Genomic DNA, 16508 nt, shown 5'->3' on the forward strand with positions numbered 1-16508 from the left:
CTATTGATGGAGAAAGTTATGTCCAAACATCCTCATTATGAATTGTTAAATCTAATTAGCTATGGTCTTGCCAAATTTGATAAGTTGTTTATAAAAGAGTTTCAATGCTCTAGTAAATTTGAGTTTTATCGTTATATAGTTTCTTTGGGTTTCGCAGAAACGACAGGTGTAGTTAAAAATAGAATGGATTTATTTGACCCCTATTTTGAGAACAATCGGAAAGGTTGGTGGCAAAAAGCTGAAGTCTACTGTTTTAGAAAAGATTTAATTGACATGATGTTTGGGAATGAGGATGTTCACAATTTTGCAGAAATCGTTAAAATCCTACTTGCAAGCGAAGGGAAGAAAACAGGTATAGCAGTCATTGAAAAGCCAATAGTTCGAACTAAATTCAAACGTCTACAAGAAACTGGAATGAAAGCAGAAAATTACTTTATACTCCATTTTGATAAAGAAGAAAAATTTCAAGGTGGACAATTAACCGATGCCCGCCTTTATGGTGATGGTTATGATTTCCAAGTAGATGTTCAAGAACATTATTACCTTGCCGAAGTTAAAGGTATTCGAAAATCTAAAGGGCGTATTCGTTTGACTGCTAGAGAATTTGAGAAAGCAAAAGAGTTTCAATCAGATTTCATTTTATCCTTGGTTACCAACCTGGATGATATTACAAAGTTAGTATTAATCGATAATCTATTGAATCATTTTGAATTTAAAAAGAGTATCATAAAGAATGAAGTTATAGAATACAGAAGTCTTGAAGATTTATATTAGTTCCCCTTAACTTTTCCAGTTGAAGGAACGAGAAGTTTTGACAGGCCAACGGCTCAATGAACTGGAAATCAATGGTATTGGCTTGATCAAGTTTAAAAATGGGGAAATCGGCATCGAATTTATTTGGCTTGATACCGAAAATCCACCTAGCGATGCTATCGGCTGGGTAGCAAAGAAATAAAAAGTCCGCTGTTTTTTTGTTTTGTGTTTTACAGTTTTTTCTTGACAAGTCTTTCTTTTTTATGGTATTCTTTTATGCAACAAGTGTTGCGCAACAAATGTTGCACGAAAGGAGTCTTATGCCACCAAAGGTTAAATTTAGTAAAGAGACTATCATTGGGACAGCTTTACAATTGGTGAGAGAAGAGGGCATGGCTAGTTTGACGGCTCGAGCATTAGCGGAGCAACTGGGAGCTACACCAAGAGTGATTTTTGGGCAATTTGCCAATATGGCCGAGTTACAAGCAGAGGTTATTGTTGCTGCAGAGATGGTCGTAGTGGAGTATATACGAAAGGCTTTAGAAGATGAGAAGCCTTTTCGATCTGTCGGGGTTGCTTATATCCTGTTCGCCTCAAAAGAGCCCCAACTTTTTCAATTGCTTTTCCAAAATACTAGCAAAGATCCGATTCGTCGCTTTCAAGATTTTCTTCCCATGAAGGATCATAGTTACCAATTGGTTCTGGAATCGATTGTAGCAGACTATCCATTGACGTTAGAGGAGGCTAGTCGCCTGTACCAGCATTTATTTATCTACTCACACGGCATGGCCTCTATGGTTGCTTCTGGTATTTATCAGTTCAGCATGGAAGAAGTGATTGGATTACTGACAGAGGTTTGTCAATCTCTCATCAAAGAAATGGTAGGAAAGAAATGATTCAACTAGAAAATGTGCACAAAAGTTATGGCCAAACCAAGGTTTTAAAAGGGATTGATTTGCAGATTCAAGACCAGGATGATGTGGTTATCCTCGGTCCTTCTGGATCAGGCAAGTCAACTCTCTTAAACGTATTGTCAGGATTAGAGAAGGTAGACGAGGGGCATATCCTCATTCAAGCACAAGATTTATCACAACTCACGGATGCTCAATTGACGGCCTTTAGACGTGAGAAGATAGCCTTTATTTTTCAGCAGTATTATTTATTACCAAATCTCACGGTCAGACAGAATGTAAAGATGGGAGCTGACCTGGCAGACAATCATGATTTTTTGCAGATTATCGAGGATTTGGGACTTGGCGATAAGCTGGACAAGTATCCGAGTGAATTGTCTGGCGGCGAACAGCAGAGGGTATCTATTGCTCGTGCCTTAGCCAAAAAGCCAGAGATTCTTTTCTTAGATGAGCCGACGGGGGCTCTGGATGAAGAAACAGGGCGCAAGATTCTCGACTATATCTGGAAGTTGAAGGAAAAGCTAGGCTTTACCCTAATCATGGTGACACACAACCAAAATATTGCGGATATGGCCAGAACCATCATTCGCGTCAATAGTGGCAAAATTACTGAAGTTGTGACCAATGATCAGCCACAGACTGCTTATGAGATTGGATGGTAAGCCATGTTTTCAGTAAAAGATATTCGAAAATTAGTTGTCGTCAGTATCATTGGAGCCTGTGCGGTTTTTGTGGCCAATCTTTTCTTGAATTTTTATCTTGATATCGAGCAGTTGGAGATTTCTAAAACCAATCCGATGATTACGGCCTATTATGATGCCCAGGTTTCACTTTCCTGGATGGTGGCCATGGTCAGTGGGGTTGTCTTGTCCTTGACGTCGATCCTTCTCATGTGCTTTTATATCAAACAATTTATCGATGACCACAAGGAGCAATTAGGGATTTTAAAGGCTTTAGGCTATAGCAATGGCCAGTTGGCTAAACGATTTTGGGCTTTTGGACTCAGTTTTGGAGTTGGAGCGCTTCTTGGCTATTTAGCTTCTTTTCTAATGATGGGACATTTTTATGACTTTCGCAATGAGAAGAGGATTTTGCCAGAAATTACCATTCATTTTCACTGGCAGCTCTTGATCGCTTTAGTGATACTGCCAACGACTTTCTTTATGGTTCTTGCGATTGGCTATGCTAGAAGACAACTACAAACGCCGGCCCTTCACCTATTGAAAAAATCCCCAACACCGATTAAGGTCAAAAGGAAAAAAAGTGCTCCTAAGAAAGAAAAATCCTTCCTAAAAGAGCTATCTTCGTCGCTGATTTGGGGGAGAAAATTTATCCTGTTTTTTGTAGTCTTTGGCTCTATGTGTTTTGCGGCCATGGTTCAATTGTCCTTTGGTCTAAGGGACTACACAGATGACATCATCCAAACCATGATGATCATGATTGGCTTGATCCTTTCTTTCTCTATTCTCTTTTTGTCATTGGGGATTGTTGTCTCAGAAAGTCGCGAAACCCTGGCTCTTATGAAGGCTTTTGGCTACACAGATCGTGAATGCCAAGGTCATATCCTATCTCCCTATCGTTTCTGGGCCTATCTAGGATTTGTTCTTGGGACGGCTTATCAGTACGCTATTATGGAAATCTTGATTGGTGTGATCAAAGATACGGTTCCTGAAAAGATTGAGCATCACTTTGATGGGAATGTTTGCTTCTGGACTTTGATCGGTTTTGCTGTGGTTTATGAAAGCCTCTTTTATCTATCCAACAGAAAACTCCAAAAGCAAACCATCAAAGAAGTACTCTTAGCTGAATAAATAGAGAAGGTTAGATTCTCCAGCCTTTTTCTTATGAAACTCATTAACAAGAGAAGGATTTTTCACTATTCTAGGGAAAATGAAATAAAGGAAAGAAAACGAAGTTACTGGCAGGACCTGAAATGATCTTTTTACTTGATTTGATGCAACAAACAATTCTTTATCTCTGTAGGAATTCTCTTGCAGTTTGTGGTTGGTATTGGAGTTGCAGCCTTGAGTTATAAATAAATCAATATACCTGCGGTCATGTTACACAGGTCTTTCAATTAGCTGAAATATTTCACCTTTATTTTTCTTAACCTTTGACTATTCCGCAAAATTATCGTACAATAAAGAGTAAATGATAAAATGAGGTCGGAGTCTGTTCGCTCTGGCGATAGTAGTAAAAATGAGGAGAAACGCTTTGGAATTAGAAGTATTTGCTGGGCAAGAAAAAAGTGAACTATCTATGATTGAGGTAGCGCGTGCTATCTTGGAACTTCGTGGTCGCGATCATGAGATGCATTTTAGCGATCTTGTAAACGAAATTCAAAACTACCTTGGAACATCAAACAGCGATATCCGCGAAGCTTTACCTTTGTTCTACACAGAGTTGAACTTTGATGGTAGCTTCATCTCTCTTGGAGACAACAAATGGGGTCTTCGTTCATGGTATGGTGTAGACGAAATTGACGAAGAAATCATCGCTCTTGAAGAAAGTGACGACGATGAAGTAGCACCAAAAGCTAAGAAAAAACGTGTCAATGCCTTTATGGATGGTGATTCAGATGCCATTGACTACAATGCAGATGATCCAGAAGACGAAGATGCATACGAAGCTGATCCAGCTCTTTCATATGATGATGAAAATCCAGATGATGAGAAAAATGAAGTGGAAGCTTACGATGCAGAAATCAACGAAATCGCTCCAGATGACTTGGGCGAAGACGTGGATCTCAACGAAGAAGACGACGAGTTTTCTGACGATGACGCTGAAACGAGTGAAGAAGAGTAAAAGACTTCACAGAGGAGATCAGGCGATCTCCTTTTTTGTTCCTTGAGCAGGTCATCCGTTTGGATGTGGATCTTTAGTTGGTTTTCTGAAAACAATCTTTTTATTTTCATGCTTTACCAATTCGAGTTGACAAATGTTCTGCTTTAAGGTATCATATTGTTCGGGCACCTCTTTTAGAGGTCGGGGCTCCCTAGTTACTAGGGAGCTATTTTTGTTTTTTCAGGAAGTTTTCTTGAAAAGTCGTTATTCATAAGGGTCTTGTTTTCTATCTCCCCTCGTAGTTAACAAGACCTTGAGCATTTTAGAAAGAGGAATCTATGTCTACGAAATATATTTTTGTAACTGGTGGTGTGGTGTCGTCTATTGGGAAAGGGATTGTGGCAGCAAGTCTGGGTCGTCTCTTGAAAAATCGTGGTCTTAAAGTAACCATTCAAAAGTTTGACCCTTATATCAATATCGATCCGGGAACCATGAGTCCTTACCAGCACGGGGAAGTTTTTGTGACAGATGATGGAGCTGAGACAGATTTGGACTTGGGTCACTATGAACGTTTTATTGATATCAATCTCAACAAATATTCCAACGTGACAACTGGTAAAATCTACAGTGAAGTTCTTCGTAAAGAACGCCGTGGCGAATACCTTGGTGCAACTGTTCAAGTCATTCCTCATATCACAGATGCTTTGAAAGAAAAAATCAAGCGTGCCGCTGTAACGACTGACTCTGATGTCATTATCACAGAGGTTGGTGGAACAGTTGGGGATATCGAGTCCTTGCCATTTTTAGAGGCTCTTCGTCAGATGAAGGCAGATGTGGGTGCAGATAATGTCATGTACATCCATACAACCTTGCTTCCTTACCTCAAGGCTGCAGGTGAGATGAAGACCAAGCCAACTCAACATTCTGTAAAAGAATTGCGTGGATTGGGAATCCAGCCAAATATGTTGGTCATCCGTACCGAGAAACCAGCTGGTCAGGGCATTAAAAACAAACTAGCACAGTTTTGTGACGTGGTTCCAGAAGCCGTTATCGAGTCTTTGGATGTTGAACACCTTTACCAAATTCCATTGAACTTGCAGGCGCAAGGCATGGACCAAATTGTTTGTGATCATTTGAAATTAGATGCACCAGCAGCGGATATGACAGAGTGGTCAGCCATGGTGGATAAGGTCATGAACCTGAAAAAACAAGTCAAGATTTCCCTTGTTGGTAAGTATGTGGAGTTGCAAGATGCCTACATCTCAGTGGTCGAAGCCTTGAAACACTCTGGGTATGCCAACGACGCAGAAGTGAAGATTAATTGGATCAATGCCAATGATGTGACAGCAGGGAATGTAGCAGAACTCTTGTCGGATGCGGACGGAATCATCGTACCAGGCGGTTTCGGTCAACGTGGTACGGAAGGGAAAATTCAAGCCATCCGTTATGCGCGTGAGAATGATGTGCCAATGTTGGGTGTTTGCTTGGGAATGCAGTTGACTTGTATCGAGTTTGCTCGTCACGTTTTGGGTCTTGAAGGTGCCAATTCTGCTGAACTTGCACCAGAAACAAAATATCCTATCATTGATATCATGCGTGATCAGGTTGATGTTGAGGATATGGGTGGCACCCTTCGTTTGGGACTTTATCCATCTAAGTTGAAACGAGGTTCTAAGGCAGCGGCTGCTTATCACAATCAAGAAGTGGTGCAACGCCGTCACCGTCACCGTTATGAGTTTAACAATGCCTTTCGTGAACAGTTTGAGGCAGCAGGTTTCGTCTTCTCAGGAGTTTCTCCAGACAATCGTTTGGTCGAAATTGTGGAAATTCCTGAGAATAAATTCTTTGTGGCTTGTCAGTATCACCCTGAACTTTCCAGCCGTCCAAATCGTCCAGAAGAACTCTACACTGCCTTTGTTACTGCAGCAGTTGAGAATAGTAACTAGTTATCTTCTAATCTCTGAGAGCAATCTCAGAGGTTTCTTCTAGCATATTTAGGATAAGATTTGCAAAAAAAATAGATAGTGATATAATTAATATAATAATTCCTAAGGAGGATATACAATGAAAAAAATCACACTATTTTGTTTGTCTCTAGCAGGTTTAGCTTTACTGGCTTTCCCTCATTCAGGAAAAGCATTCGAATTGGAAGAAGAATGGGTTATTAAGGGTGGGGTTAAGTATCAAGATGGCAAAATTCTTCGATTTAATAATGGCCATGAAGTAGATATCAAAGTCTTGGATTTGCCAAAAACTGAGAAAATCGAGTGGATGGTCAGTCTCAATGGTCAAGATCAGACAGTCAATTTCCTAGGCCAAGAAAAGGACAAGTCTATGGTCGGTACAGAGGGGCGTTACCTGAATTTCTACGTACCTTATGGCTATAGAGGAGATATCAAGGTCGAGGCCAAGAGTGGAAATGAAGTAAAGACCTGGTCCTCTAAAGTGGTAGATGATGTATATAATGGTGAGAAAAGTGGCTACTACCGTATTGAAGAATCAAAAGACCATTACACCTACCTTGATACAAAATGGGACTATCAAACCAAGACCTACACTGCTACCTTACCAGAGACTATCAATGGTCAAAAAGTTTATGCTTGGAAAGACCATGACAATGGTGAGTTAAAACTTACAAAACCAGAATCGATCAGTCATTCCTACAAGGGGGGAGGAGCCTTCCGAGAACTTTATCCGATTGTAAAAGCAGAAAGCTGGCTAAAATCAGACCAAAATTGGTATTATCAAAAACAAGGCCAACTAGTTCAAAATGCTTGGGTTAAAGACAATGGAACTTGGTACTTTATGAATGATAAAGGGATTATGTTTAATCAAACTTGGCTCTATCAAGGTGGCAACTGGTATGCCTTTAAATCATCAGGAGCTATGATTGCTAATGATTGGCTTTACGACCAAGGCAAGTGGTACTATTTATCAACTTCAGGCTCTATGAAAGCAAGCACTTGGATTTTTGACAAGGGAGAATGGTATTATGTAAGTTCTTCTGGTGCCATGATTGCGAATGATTGGGTCAAAGACAATGGTAAGTGGTATTATCTAGCTTCATCAGGTAAGATGCTTCGCAATACCTACACACCAGATGGCTACTACGTTGGCAACTCAGGCGCTTGGCAATAAGAATAATACTCTGCGAAAATCTCTTCAAACTACGTCAGCGTCGCCTTACCGTAGGTATGGTTACTGACTTCGTCAGTTCTATCCACAACCTCAAAACACTGTTTTGAGCAACCTGCGGCTAGTTTCCTAGTTTGCTCTTTGAGTATAAGAAGTCCTTTTCCTTTAAGGAAGGGGCTTTTTACTTGCTTTTCTACGGCTTCCCTATTTGTCCTAGAGCCCTTTTTGTGTTACAATGAATGGTATGAAAGCTAAGAAATTATGGATGACTGGCTTGACTGTGGCTGGTCTAAGTGCCCTTGCTTTGGGGGCTAAAAAAGCAGCAGATAATCACAAGCTCATGAAGACTCAGGAAGAGTTGACCGCTATCGTGCGCGAACTTTTCTCAGATATGGGTGAGATTGCGACTCTCTATGTTCAAGTCTACGAAAGTAGTCTAGAGCGACTTGTCGGAGGAGTCATTTTCGAGGATGGTCGTCACTATACCTTTGTCTATGAAAATGAAGACATGGTCTATGAGGAGGAAGTCTTATGATAATTCCTAGTAGTATAGAAGAACTAGCAGGTTTTGTCGAGCAAGATGGCAAGAAGGTCTTTCTTTTTGTGGCGGACTGGTGTGGCGATTGTCGTTATATCTATCCTGCCTTGCCAGAGATTGAGGAGACAAATCCAGAGTTCACCTTTATTCGAGTGGACCGAGACCAGTATCTGGATCTAGCCAAACTCTGGGATGTGTACGGGATTCCTAGCCTTGTTGTGCTAGAAAAGGACAAGGAAATCGGCCGATTTGTCAATCGCGACCGTAAAAGCAAGCAACAAATTAACGACTTTTTAGCAGGACTGAAATAGGAGAAAAAGGAAACAATGATTTTTACATATAATAAAGAGCATGTTGGCGATGTCCTTATGATCATCGTGAAAAATAGCGGAGATGCCAAGTTGGATGTGGAGCGCAAAGGTAAGGTAGCCCGTATTTTCCTCAAAGAAAATGGAGAAACAGTGGCTTGGAATATTTTCGAAGTTTCAAGTTTCTTTGAAATTGCAGAGCGTGGTCAAGTCTTTTTGACAGATGAGCAAGTAGCACGTTTGAACCAAGAATTGCAGGCGGAAGGATTTACAGAAGAAATTGTCAATGACAAGGAACCTAAGTTTGTTGTTGGTGAAATTGTTGAGATGGTAGCTCATCCTGATAGTGATCACCTCAACATCTGCCAAGTTGCAGTCGCAAGTGACAAGACAGTGCAAATCGTTGCAGGAGCACCTAATGCGCGTGTTGGATTGAAAACCATTGTGGCTCTTCCTGGAGCGATGATGCCAAAAGGAAATCTCATTTTCCCAGGCGAACTTTGTGGTGAAAAGAGTTTTGGCATGATGTGTAGCCCTCGTGAATTGCATCTGCCAAATGCTCCGCAAAAACGTGGTGTTATTGAATTATCAGAAGACCAAGTTGTCGGAACTCCATTTGACCCAGCCAAACACTGGACTGCCTAGGAAATTGTCGGTATTTGATAGATCAGATAGAGGGGATAAGATGGCGAAAAATGTAGTGATTACAGGAGCGACTTCAGGAATCGGTGAAGCGATTGCGCGTGCTTATCTGGAGCAGGGGGAGAATGTCGTTCTAACAGGGCGACGGACAGACAGATTAGAGGCCCTCAAGTCAGAGTTTGCAGAAACTTTTCCAAATCAAACAGTTTGGACCTTTGCACTGGATGTCACGGATATGACCATGGTCAAGACTGTCTGCTCCGATATTTTGGAAACGATAGGGCAGATTGATATCTTGGTCAATAATGCCGGACTAGCTCTTGGCTTGGCTCCCTATCAGGACTATGAAGAATTGGATATGCTGACCATGTTGGATACCAACGTCAAGGGTTTGATGGCAGTTACTCGCTGTTTCTTGCCAGCAATGGTAAAAGCCAATCAGGGTCATATTATCAATATGGGGTCAACCGCACGAATCTATGCCTATGCTGGGGCAGCTGTTTACTCAGCCACCAAGGCTGCAGTCAAGACTTTTTCAGATGGACTGCGAATTGATACCATTGCGACAGACATCAAGGTGACCACCATTCAGCCAGGAATTGTCAAAACAGATTTCTCTACAGTTCGTTTTCATGGTGACAAAGAGCGAGCTGTGACCGTCTATCAAGGAATTGAGGCCTTGCAGGCACAAGACATCGCAGATACAGTGGTCTATGTGACCAGTCAGCCTCGTCGTGTGCAGATTACAGATATGACCATTATGGCCAATCAACAGGCGACAGGTTTCATGGTGCATAAAAAATAAAAAATTTTCTCGAAAAGTTACAAATTTTTGTAACTTTTTTTGATTCCTTACGAATAGATAAGTAGGAGGAAGAAAATATGTATAATAAAGTTATCATGATTGGGCGCTTGACGTCTACACCAGAATTGCACAAAACCAACAATGACAAGTCAGTAGCGCGTGCAACTATCGCTGTGAACCGTCGTTACAAAGACCAAAACGGGGAACGTGAAGCTGACTTTGTCAATCTTGTTCTTTGGGGGAAATTGGCTGAAACCTTGGCAAGCTACGCAACTAAAGGTAGTCTTATCTCTGTGGATGGAGAACTTCGTACCCGTCGCTTTGAGAAAAATGGCCAAATGAACTATGTGACTGAAGTCCTTGCCACAGGATTCCAACTTTTGGAAAGCCGCGCCCAACGGGCTATGCGTGAAAATAACGCAGGACAGGATTTGGCAGATTTGGTCTTGGAAGAGGAAGAATTGCCATTTTAATACTCTTCGAAAATCTCTTCAAACCACGTCAGCTTCGCCTTGCTGTAGGTATAGGTAACTGACTTCGTCAGTTTTATCCACAACCTCAAAACACTGTTTTGAGCAACCTGCGGCTAGCTTCCTAGTTTGCTCTTTGATTTTCATTGAGTATAAACATTGAAAAGTCTGAGTTGGTCTCAGGCTTTTTTATATTGAGAAAGTCAGACTTTTTTCTTGACTATTTCTGACCAAGTGATACAATAGAACTATGAATTAGCACTCAGATACAAAGAGTGCTAATAATATGTAGTTCATTATGGAGGAAAACAGATGTTGAAACCATTAGGAGACCGTATGGTCTTGAAAATCGAAGAAAAAGAACAAACTGTTGGAGGCTTTGTCCTTGCAGGATCAGCCCAAGAAAAAACAAAAACAGCCCAAGTTGTAGCTACTGGACAAGGTGTTCGTACTTTGAACGGTGACTTGGTAGCTCCAAGCGTGAAGCCTGGAGACCGTGTTTTAGTGGAAGCCCATGCAGGTATTGATGTCAAAGATGGCGATGAAAAGTATATCATCGTAGGCGAAGCCAACATCTTGGCGATCATTGAAGAATAGAAGGAGAAAGTAAGTATGTCAAAAGAAATTAAATTTTCATCTGATGCTCGTTCAGCCATGGTTCGTGGTGTCGATATCCTTGCAGATACTGTTAAAGTAACCTTGGGACCAAAAGGTCGTAATGTTGTATTGGAAAAATCATTTGGTTCACCATTGATCACCAATGACGGTGTGACCATTGCAAAAGAAATCGAGTTGGAAGACCATTTTGAAAACATGGGTGCCAAATTGGTATCAGAAGTAGCTTCAAAAACCAATGATATCGCAGGTGACGGGACGACAACTGCAACTGTTTTGACCCAAGCAATCGTCCGCGAAGGAATCAAAAACGTCACTGCAGGTGCCAACCCAATCGGCATTCGTCGTGGGATCGAAGCAGCAGTTGCCGCAGCTGTAGAAGCCTTGAAAAACAATGCCATACCTGTTGCCAACAAAGAAGCCATCGCTCAAGTTGCTGCCGTATCTTCTCGTTCTGAGAAAGTCGGCGAATACATCTCTGAAGCCATGGAAAAAGTTGGTAAAGATGGTGTCATCACTATTGAAGAGTCACGTGGTATGGAAACAGAACTTGAAGTCGTAGAAGGAATGCAGTTTGATCGCGGTTACCTTTCACAGTACATGGTGACAGATAGCGAAAAGATGATGGCTGACCTTGAAAATCCATACATCTTGATTACAGACAAGAAGATCTCCAATATCCAAGAAATCTTGCCACTTCTAGAAAGCATTCTCCAAAGCAATCGTCCACTCTTGATTATTGCAGATGATGTGGATGGCGAAGCTCTTCCGACTCTTGTATTGAACAAGATTCGAGGAACTTTCAATGTCGTTGCTGTCAAAGCTCCTGGCTTTGGTGACCGTCGTAAAGCCATGCTTGAAGACATCGCTATCTTGACAGGCGGAACTGTTATCACAGAAGATCTTGGCCTTGAGTTGAAGGACGCTACTATTGAGGCGCTTGGTCAAGCAGCGAGAGTAACTGTGGACAAAGATAGCACGGTTATCGTAGAAGGTGCTGGAAATCCTGAAGCTATTTCTCACCGTGTTGCGGTTATCAAGTCTCAAATCGAAACAACAACTTCTGAATTTGACCGTGAAAAATTGCAAGAACGCTTGGCAAAATTGTCAGGTGGTGTCGCAGTGATCAAGGTCGGAGCTGCAACTGAAACTGAGTTGAAAGAAATGAAACTCCGCATTGAAGATGCCCTCAACGCTACTCGTGCAGCCGTTGAAGAAGGAATCGTTGCAGGTGGTGGAACAGCTCTTGTAAATGTCATTCCAGCCGTAGCTGATTTGGAATTGACAGGAGATGAAGCGACAGGACGCAATATTGTTCTTCGTGCCTTGGAAGAACCTGTTCGTCAAATTGCTCACAATGCTGGATTCGAAGGGTCTATCGTCATTGACCGTTTGAAAAATGCTGAAGTTGGTACAGGATTCAACGCAGCGACTGGTGAGTGGGTTAATATGATTGAAGAAGGAATCATCGATCCAGTTAAGGTTAGTCGTTCTGCCCTTCAAAATGCAGCTTCTGTAGCTAGCTTGATTTTAACAACAGAAGCAGTCGTAGCCAATAAACCAGAACCAGTAACCCCAGCTCCAGCAATGGATCCAAGCATGATGGGCGGGATGATGTAAAAGCAACTTATAAAAAACACAAAAGGAGGGAACATGCATCTCTCCTTTTATGGTTTTCTCTTCTAAATAGATTTGAGCTCTCCTAACTTATATGATAAAATAAGACTAGAAGAAGGAGAAGAACATGATCGATGTAGAAGAAATTCTGAGCAAGATGAATCCCAATCAGAAGATTAATTATGACCGTGTTATGCAGAAAATGGTTCAGGTTTGGGAGAAAAATGAGCAACGTCCAACTATTCTCATGCATGTTTGCTGTGCTCCTTGTAGTACCTACACTCTAGAATACCTGACAAAATACGCTGATGTGACTATCTATTTTGCCAATTCCAATATTCATCCAAAGGCAGAATACCACAAGCGGGCCTACGTTACAAAAAAATTTGTCAGTGATTTCAATGAGCGAACAGGCAATACGGTTCAGTACCTTGAAGCTCCCTACGAACCAAATGAATACCGGAAGTTAGTCAGAGGACTGGAAGAAGAACCCGAAGGTGGTGACCGTTGCAAGGTTTGTTTTGACTACCGTCTGGATAAAACAGCACAGGTAGCTATGGACTTGGGCTTTGATTACTTTGGTTCAGCCTTGACCATCAGTCCTCATAAGAATTCTCAAACCATCAACAGCATCGGAATTGATGTGCAAAAGATTTATACCACCCACTATCTCCCAAGTGATTTCAAGAAAAATCAAGGCTACAAGCGTTCGGTGGAGATGTGCGAGGAGTATGATATCTATCGTCAATGTTATTGTGGATGCGTCTATGCAGCTCAAGCCCAGAATATTGACCTGGTTCAGGTTAAGAAGGATGCCACGGCTTTCTTGTTGGATAAGGATGTTGAAAAAGACTATTCCCACATCAAGTTTACTGTCACTAAATTAGATATATAGAAATCAACCCAGCTGAAAAGCTGGGTTTTTCAAATAAAAAAACCAGGGTTTTCACCCCAGTTTGACAACTTTACCGATTCTTTAGTTCTATGTAGCGTTTGTACCAAATGTTGACATAGGCCTCTGAGAAAGGACCGCGTCCATTGTTAATCCAATCAACAAGGATTTTAACATGCTCTTTCAAAATATAGTCTAAATCATCAGAATACTTCATTTTGCGTTTATGGCGCTCATACTCTTCAACGTCCAAGAGACGCTTTTCACCATCAGTGAAGACCTTGACATCCAAATCATAATCAATGTATTTCAGGGCTTCTTCATCGAGATAGTAAGGACTTGCCATATTGCAATAGTAGGAAATTCCATTATCACGAATCATGGCAATGATATTAAACCAATATTTTTTGTGAAAGTAAACAATAGCGGGTTCTCGAGTCACCCAACGACGACCGTCACTTTCGGTAACAAGTGTGTGGTCGTTGACGCCTATAATAGCGTTCTCTGTTGTTTTTAGTACCATGGTGTCCCGCCAAGTACGGTGAAGACTCCCATCATGCTTATAACTTTGAATTGTAATAAAGTCGCCTTCTTTTGGAAGTTTCATAACTAACCAACTTTCTACAATTTATAAGTTTATCGTCTACTATTATATCATAAATTGGTCTAATTTTTTTGAATTTTACCTGAAAATGTTAAAGATATTCTCTGAGAGCGCTGGCTATATCCGAAAAATCATAGCCTTTTCGAGCTAAAACTTGGGTTAAACGCTGTTTGAGTTCGTATCCTTCATACTTTCGAGCATATTTAGAATATTGTTTGTCTAGCTCTTTAAAAATGAGTTCTTGAGTCTTTTCTTGGTCGACTTGACTGTCCAAGTTATCAAAGGCACTTTTAGCATCAGAATAGGAGAAGCCTTTGTTCGTCAAGTTTTGAATAATTTTATCCTGCAAGGCACGAGCGGGAAGTTTTCCCGTGTATTTTTTAAGAAGTTTCTCCGCTACACGTTGAGCGACCTCTGAAAAATCAAAATCCTTTAAAACCTCTTCAATCGTTGATTTGGCAATCCCTTTTTGAGACAGTTTTTGAGCTAGCACATAAGGTCCCTTATCTCCAGAAAGTTGATTGGCATTGATGATAGAGTAGGCATACTGACGATCATTTATCCAGTTATCTTCTTTAAGATTAGCGATAACTTGACTAGTGATTGTTTCATCAAGATCATACTTTTTCAGATACTCTCTCACTTCCTTTTCAGTACGAGCCTTAAATGATAGATGGTAGAGGGCGAGATTCTTACCATAAGAAAACTGAGCAAAGCCCTGAATCTCGGTCAATTCTTCAGTGCTAACCACCTTATCTTTAGACAACATAAAACGGACAATGGTATCTTCCGTGATATATGATGTTTGCTGTCCATCTAACTCCATCAAGTAGAGACGTTTTTTCTTTTCAAGTTTTGTGATTTTCATAGTTCTATTATACCCTAAAATGTGATAAGATAGGGGTATGAATCTGAAAGTCAAACAAAAAATACCTTTAAAAATCAAGCGGATGGGCATCAATGGTGAGGGAATCGGTTTCTATCAGAAAACCCTCGTTTTTGTGCCAGGCGCCCTCAAAGGAGAAGACATCTATTGTCAAATTACTTCTATTAAACGCAACTTTGTTGAAGCCAAATTACTAAAGGTTAATAAGAAGTCTAAATTTCGAGTCGTGCCAGCTTGTACGATTTATAATGAATGTGGTGGTTGCCAAATCATGCACCTCCACTACGATAAACAGTTAGAGTTCAAAACGGATCTGCTCCATCAAGCCCTGAAAAAATTTGCTCCTGCAGGATATGAAAACTATGAAATCCGTCCAACTATCGGAATGCAGGAACCAAAGTACTACCGTGCTAAGCTTCAATTTCAGACTCGGAAATTTAAAAATCAGGTCAAGGCAGGTTTGTATGCGCAAAACTCTCATTATCTCGTAGAGTTGAAAGACTGTTTAGTGCAAGATAAGGAAACCCAAGTGATTGCGAATCGCCTAGCTGAACTTCTTACTTACCACCAAATCCCCATCACCGATGAGAGAAAAACGCTAGGCGTTCGCACCATCATGGTACGCAGAGCAAGAAAAACGGGGCAAGTTCAGATTATCATTGTCACAAATCGCCAGCTTAATTTAAATCAACTGGTCAAAGACTTAGTCAAGGATTTTCCAGAAGTCGTCACAGTTGCAGTCAATACAAATACAGCAAAAACAAGTGAAATCTATGGTGAAAAGACGGAAATTATCTGGGGCCAAGAGAGTATTCAAGAAGGAGTACTCGACTATGAGTTTTCTCTCTCCCCTCGAGCTTTTTATCAGCTTAATCCGGAGCAGACAGAAATTCTCTATAGTGAAGCAGTTAAGGCTCTGGATGTTAGCGAAGAGGATCATCTGATCGATGCATATTGCGGTGTTGGGACAATCGGATTTGCCTTTGCAAATAAGGTCAAGAGTCTCAGAGGAATGGATATTATTCCGGAAGCCATAGAAGATGCCAAGAGAAATGCTCAAAAAATGGGGTTTGACAATACCCATTACGAAGCGGGAACAGCTGAAGAGATTATTCCACGCTGGTATAAAGAAGGCTACCGAGCAGATGCCTTGATAGTCGATCCTCCTCGTACAGGCTTAGATGATAAGCTACTGGATACCATTCTGACCTATGTTCCAGAAAAAATGGTCTATGTATCCTGCAATGTTTCGACCTTGGCACGAGATTTGGTTAAACTAGTAAAAGTCTATGATATCCAGTATATCCAGTCGGTTGATATGTTTCCCCACACTGCACGAACAGAAGCAGTAGTTAAGTTAGTAAAGAAAAGAAAAAATCAATTACACTGAAAAAAGTCCTTGACAAAGGTAAAAAAGTAGGTATAATAGAAAGAGTTGAAAAGCTCAAGGTCCGTTGGTCAAGGGGTTAAGACACCGCCTTTTCACGGCGGTAACACGGGTTCGAATCCCGTACGGACTATGGTGTATTGCGGTTAAAAAAACTTGAA

General features: G+C 41.1%; 19 protein-coding genes and 1 tRNA gene. 18 read left to right on the plus strand and 2 right to left on the minus strand.

Annotated elements, in window-relative coordinates:
* Window positions 1-18 precede the first annotated feature (18 nt).
* The 16 genes from TZ92_RS02510 (at window position 19) to TZ92_RS02585 (ending at window position 13473) form a co-directional block, all read left to right on the plus strand.
* Window positions 19-774 carry a protein NO VEIN domain-containing protein gene (locus TZ92_RS02510; protein WP_033629365.1) on the plus strand — a complete coding sequence of 252 codons (756 nt, stop codon included), beginning with the start codon at window positions 19-21 and terminating at the stop codon, window positions 772-774.
* 19 nt (window positions 775-793) lie between these two features.
* On the plus strand, window positions 794-955 hold the full coding sequence (locus TZ92_RS09775) for a hypothetical protein (protein WP_080702626.1): 162 nt from the start codon (window positions 794-796) through the stop codon (window positions 953-955).
* 118 nt (window positions 956-1073) lie between these two features.
* Entirely contained in the window at window positions 1074-1649 is a 576-nt protein-coding gene (locus tag TZ92_RS02515; RefSeq protein ID WP_033629366.1) for a TetR/AcrR family transcriptional regulator, read from the plus strand.
* Window positions 1646-2326 (plus strand): ABC transporter ATP-binding protein, encoded by a 681-nt coding sequence (locus TZ92_RS02520; protein WP_033629367.1) that lies wholly within the window; start codon window positions 1646-1648, stop codon window positions 2324-2326. Before TZ92_RS02515 ends, TZ92_RS02520 begins: the two co-directional genes overlap by 4 nt.
* Window positions 2327-2329: 3 nt before the next feature.
* Complete coding sequence (locus TZ92_RS02525; protein WP_033629368.1) at window positions 2330-3475, plus strand: FtsX-like permease family protein; 1146 nt, start codon at window positions 2330-2332, stop codon at window positions 3473-3475.
* 403 nt (window positions 3476-3878) lie between these two features.
* A complete protein-coding gene (rpoE, locus tag TZ92_RS02530; protein WP_000418415.1) occupies window positions 3879-4469 on the plus strand; it encodes a DNA-directed RNA polymerase subunit delta in 591 nt (196 codons plus the stop codon).
* A 317-nt stretch (window positions 4470-4786) separates the two neighbouring features.
* Complete coding sequence (locus TZ92_RS02535; RefSeq protein ID WP_033629369.1) at window positions 4787-6394, plus strand: CTP synthase; 1608 nt, start codon at window positions 4787-4789, stop codon at window positions 6392-6394.
* 118 nt (window positions 6395-6512) lie between these two features.
* Window positions 6513-7586 carry an N-acetylmuramoyl-L-alanine amidase family protein gene (locus tag TZ92_RS02540; RefSeq protein ID WP_033629370.1) on the plus strand — a complete coding sequence of 358 codons (1074 nt, stop codon included), beginning with the start codon at window positions 6513-6515 and terminating at the stop codon, window positions 7584-7586.
* 232 nt (window positions 7587-7818) lie between these two features.
* Entirely contained in the window at window positions 7819-8118 is a 300-nt protein-coding gene (locus TZ92_RS02550) for a DUF4651 domain-containing protein (protein WP_033629371.1), read from the plus strand.
* Complete coding sequence (locus TZ92_RS02555; protein ID WP_033629372.1) at window positions 8115-8432, plus strand: thioredoxin family protein; 318 nt, start codon at window positions 8115-8117, stop codon at window positions 8430-8432. Before TZ92_RS02550 ends, TZ92_RS02555 begins: the two co-directional genes overlap by 4 nt.
* Before the next feature lie 15 nt (window positions 8433-8447).
* Window positions 8448-9074, plus strand: coding sequence for a YtpR family tRNA-binding protein (gene ytpR / locus TZ92_RS02560; protein ID WP_033629373.1), 627 nt, complete (start codon window positions 8448-8450; stop codon window positions 9072-9074).
* Between the two features lie 40 nt (window positions 9075-9114).
* Window positions 9115-9876: an SDR family oxidoreductase gene (locus tag TZ92_RS02565; RefSeq protein WP_033629374.1), complete on the plus strand. Its 762-nt coding sequence runs from the start codon at window positions 9115-9117 to the stop codon at window positions 9874-9876.
* Window positions 9877-9953: 77 nt separating this feature from the next.
* Window positions 9954-10349 carry a single-stranded DNA-binding protein gene (locus TZ92_RS02570; protein WP_000282459.1) on the plus strand — a complete coding sequence of 132 codons (396 nt, stop codon included), beginning with the start codon at window positions 9954-9956 and terminating at the stop codon, window positions 10347-10349.
* A gap of 309 nt (window positions 10350-10658) precedes the next feature.
* On the plus strand, window positions 10659-10943 hold the full coding sequence (gene groES, locus TZ92_RS02575; RefSeq protein WP_033583678.1) for a co-chaperone GroES: 285 nt from the start codon (window positions 10659-10661) through the stop codon (window positions 10941-10943).
* A 15-nt stretch (window positions 10944-10958) separates the two neighbouring features.
* Window positions 10959-12581, plus strand: a complete 1623-nt coding sequence (groL, locus tag TZ92_RS02580) for a chaperonin GroEL (protein ID WP_033629375.1) — start codon at window positions 10959-10961, stop codon at window positions 12579-12581.
* A 124-nt stretch (window positions 12582-12705) separates the two neighbouring features.
* Complete coding sequence (locus TZ92_RS02585; protein WP_000567567.1) at window positions 12706-13473, plus strand: epoxyqueuosine reductase QueH; 768 nt, start codon at window positions 12706-12708, stop codon at window positions 13471-13473.
* Between the two features lie 70 nt (window positions 13474-13543).
* Here TZ92_RS02585 and ntdP read toward each other — a convergent pair whose 3' ends face one another.
* Entirely contained in the window at window positions 13544-14077 is a 534-nt protein-coding gene (ntdP, locus tag TZ92_RS02590) for a nucleoside tri-diphosphate phosphatase (RefSeq protein ID WP_000775318.1), read from the minus strand.
* Window positions 14078-14165: 88 nt separating this feature from the next.
* Window positions 14166-14942 (minus strand): recombination regulator RecX, encoded by a 777-nt coding sequence (gene recX / locus TZ92_RS02595; protein ID WP_033629376.1) that lies wholly within the window; start codon window positions 14940-14942, stop codon window positions 14166-14168.
* A gap of 37 nt (window positions 14943-14979) precedes the next feature.
* Here recX and rlmD point away from each other — a divergent pair, with 37 nt between their 5' ends.
* Together rlmD and TZ92_RS02605 are read left to right on the plus strand one after the other, a co-directional pair.
* Entirely contained in the window at window positions 14980-16350 is a 1371-nt protein-coding gene (gene rlmD, locus TZ92_RS02600; protein ID WP_033629377.1) for a 23S rRNA (uracil(1939)-C(5))-methyltransferase RlmD, read from the plus strand.
* Window positions 16351-16408: 58 nt separating this feature from the next.
* Window positions 16409-16480 (plus strand) — tRNA-Glu (locus tag TZ92_RS02605).
* Window positions 16481-16508 lie beyond the last annotated feature (28 nt).

It is taken from the genome of Streptococcus oralis subsp. oralis (assembly GCF_000960035.1).
Lineage (GTDB): Bacteria > Bacillota > Bacilli > Lactobacillales > Streptococcaceae > Streptococcus > Streptococcus oralis_G.

Excerpts from the sequence above, each read along its gene's own strand:
- TZ92_RS02510 (WP_033629365.1), top strand. The coding sequence starts at position 19 with ATGTCCAAACATCCTCATTATGAATTGTTAAATCTAATTAGCTATGGT.
- TZ92_RS02515 (WP_033629366.1), top strand. The coding sequence starts at position 1,074 with ATGCCACCAAAGGTTAAATTTAGTAAAGAGACTATCATTGGGACAGCT.
- TZ92_RS02520 (WP_033629367.1), top strand. The coding sequence starts at position 1,646 with ATGATTCAACTAGAAAATGTGCACAAAAGTTATGGCCAAACCAAGGTT.
- TZ92_RS02525 (WP_033629368.1), top strand. The coding sequence starts at position 2,330 with ATGTTTTCAGTAAAAGATATTCGAAAATTAGTTGTCGTCAGTATCATT.
- TZ92_RS02535 (WP_033629369.1), top strand. The coding sequence starts at position 4,787 with ATGTCTACGAAATATATTTTTGTAACTGGTGGTGTGGTGTCGTCTATT.
- TZ92_RS02540 (WP_033629370.1), top strand. The coding sequence starts at position 6,513 with ATGAAAAAAATCACACTATTTTGTTTGTCTCTAGCAGGTTTAGCTTTA.
- TZ92_RS02550 (WP_033629371.1), top strand. The coding sequence starts at position 7,819 with ATGAATGGTATGAAAGCTAAGAAATTATGGATGACTGGCTTGACTGTG.
- TZ92_RS02555 (WP_033629372.1), top strand. The coding sequence starts at position 8,115 with ATGATAATTCCTAGTAGTATAGAAGAACTAGCAGGTTTTGTCGAGCAA.
- ytpR (WP_033629373.1), top strand. The coding sequence starts at position 8,448 with ATGATTTTTACATATAATAAAGAGCATGTTGGCGATGTCCTTATGATC.
- TZ92_RS02565 (WP_033629374.1), top strand. The coding sequence starts at position 9,115 with ATGGCGAAAAATGTAGTGATTACAGGAGCGACTTCAGGAATCGGTGAA.
- TZ92_RS02570 (WP_000282459.1), top strand. The coding sequence starts at position 9,954 with ATGTATAATAAAGTTATCATGATTGGGCGCTTGACGTCTACACCAGAA.
- groES (WP_033583678.1), top strand. The coding sequence starts at position 10,659 with ATGTTGAAACCATTAGGAGACCGTATGGTCTTGAAAATCGAAGAAAAA.
- groL (WP_033629375.1), top strand. The coding sequence starts at position 10,959 with ATGTCAAAAGAAATTAAATTTTCATCTGATGCTCGTTCAGCCATGGTT.
- TZ92_RS02585 (WP_000567567.1), top strand. The coding sequence starts at position 12,706 with ATGATCGATGTAGAAGAAATTCTGAGCAAGATGAATCCCAATCAGAAG.
- ntdP (WP_000775318.1), bottom strand. The coding sequence starts at position 14,077 with ATGAAACTTCCAAAAGAAGGCGACTTTATTACAATTCAAAGTTATAAG.
- recX (WP_033629376.1), bottom strand. The coding sequence starts at position 14,942 with ATGAAAATCACAAAACTTGAAAAGAAAAAACGTCTCTACTTGATGGAG.
- rlmD (WP_033629377.1), top strand. The coding sequence starts at position 14,980 with ATGAATCTGAAAGTCAAACAAAAAATACCTTTAAAAATCAAGCGGATG.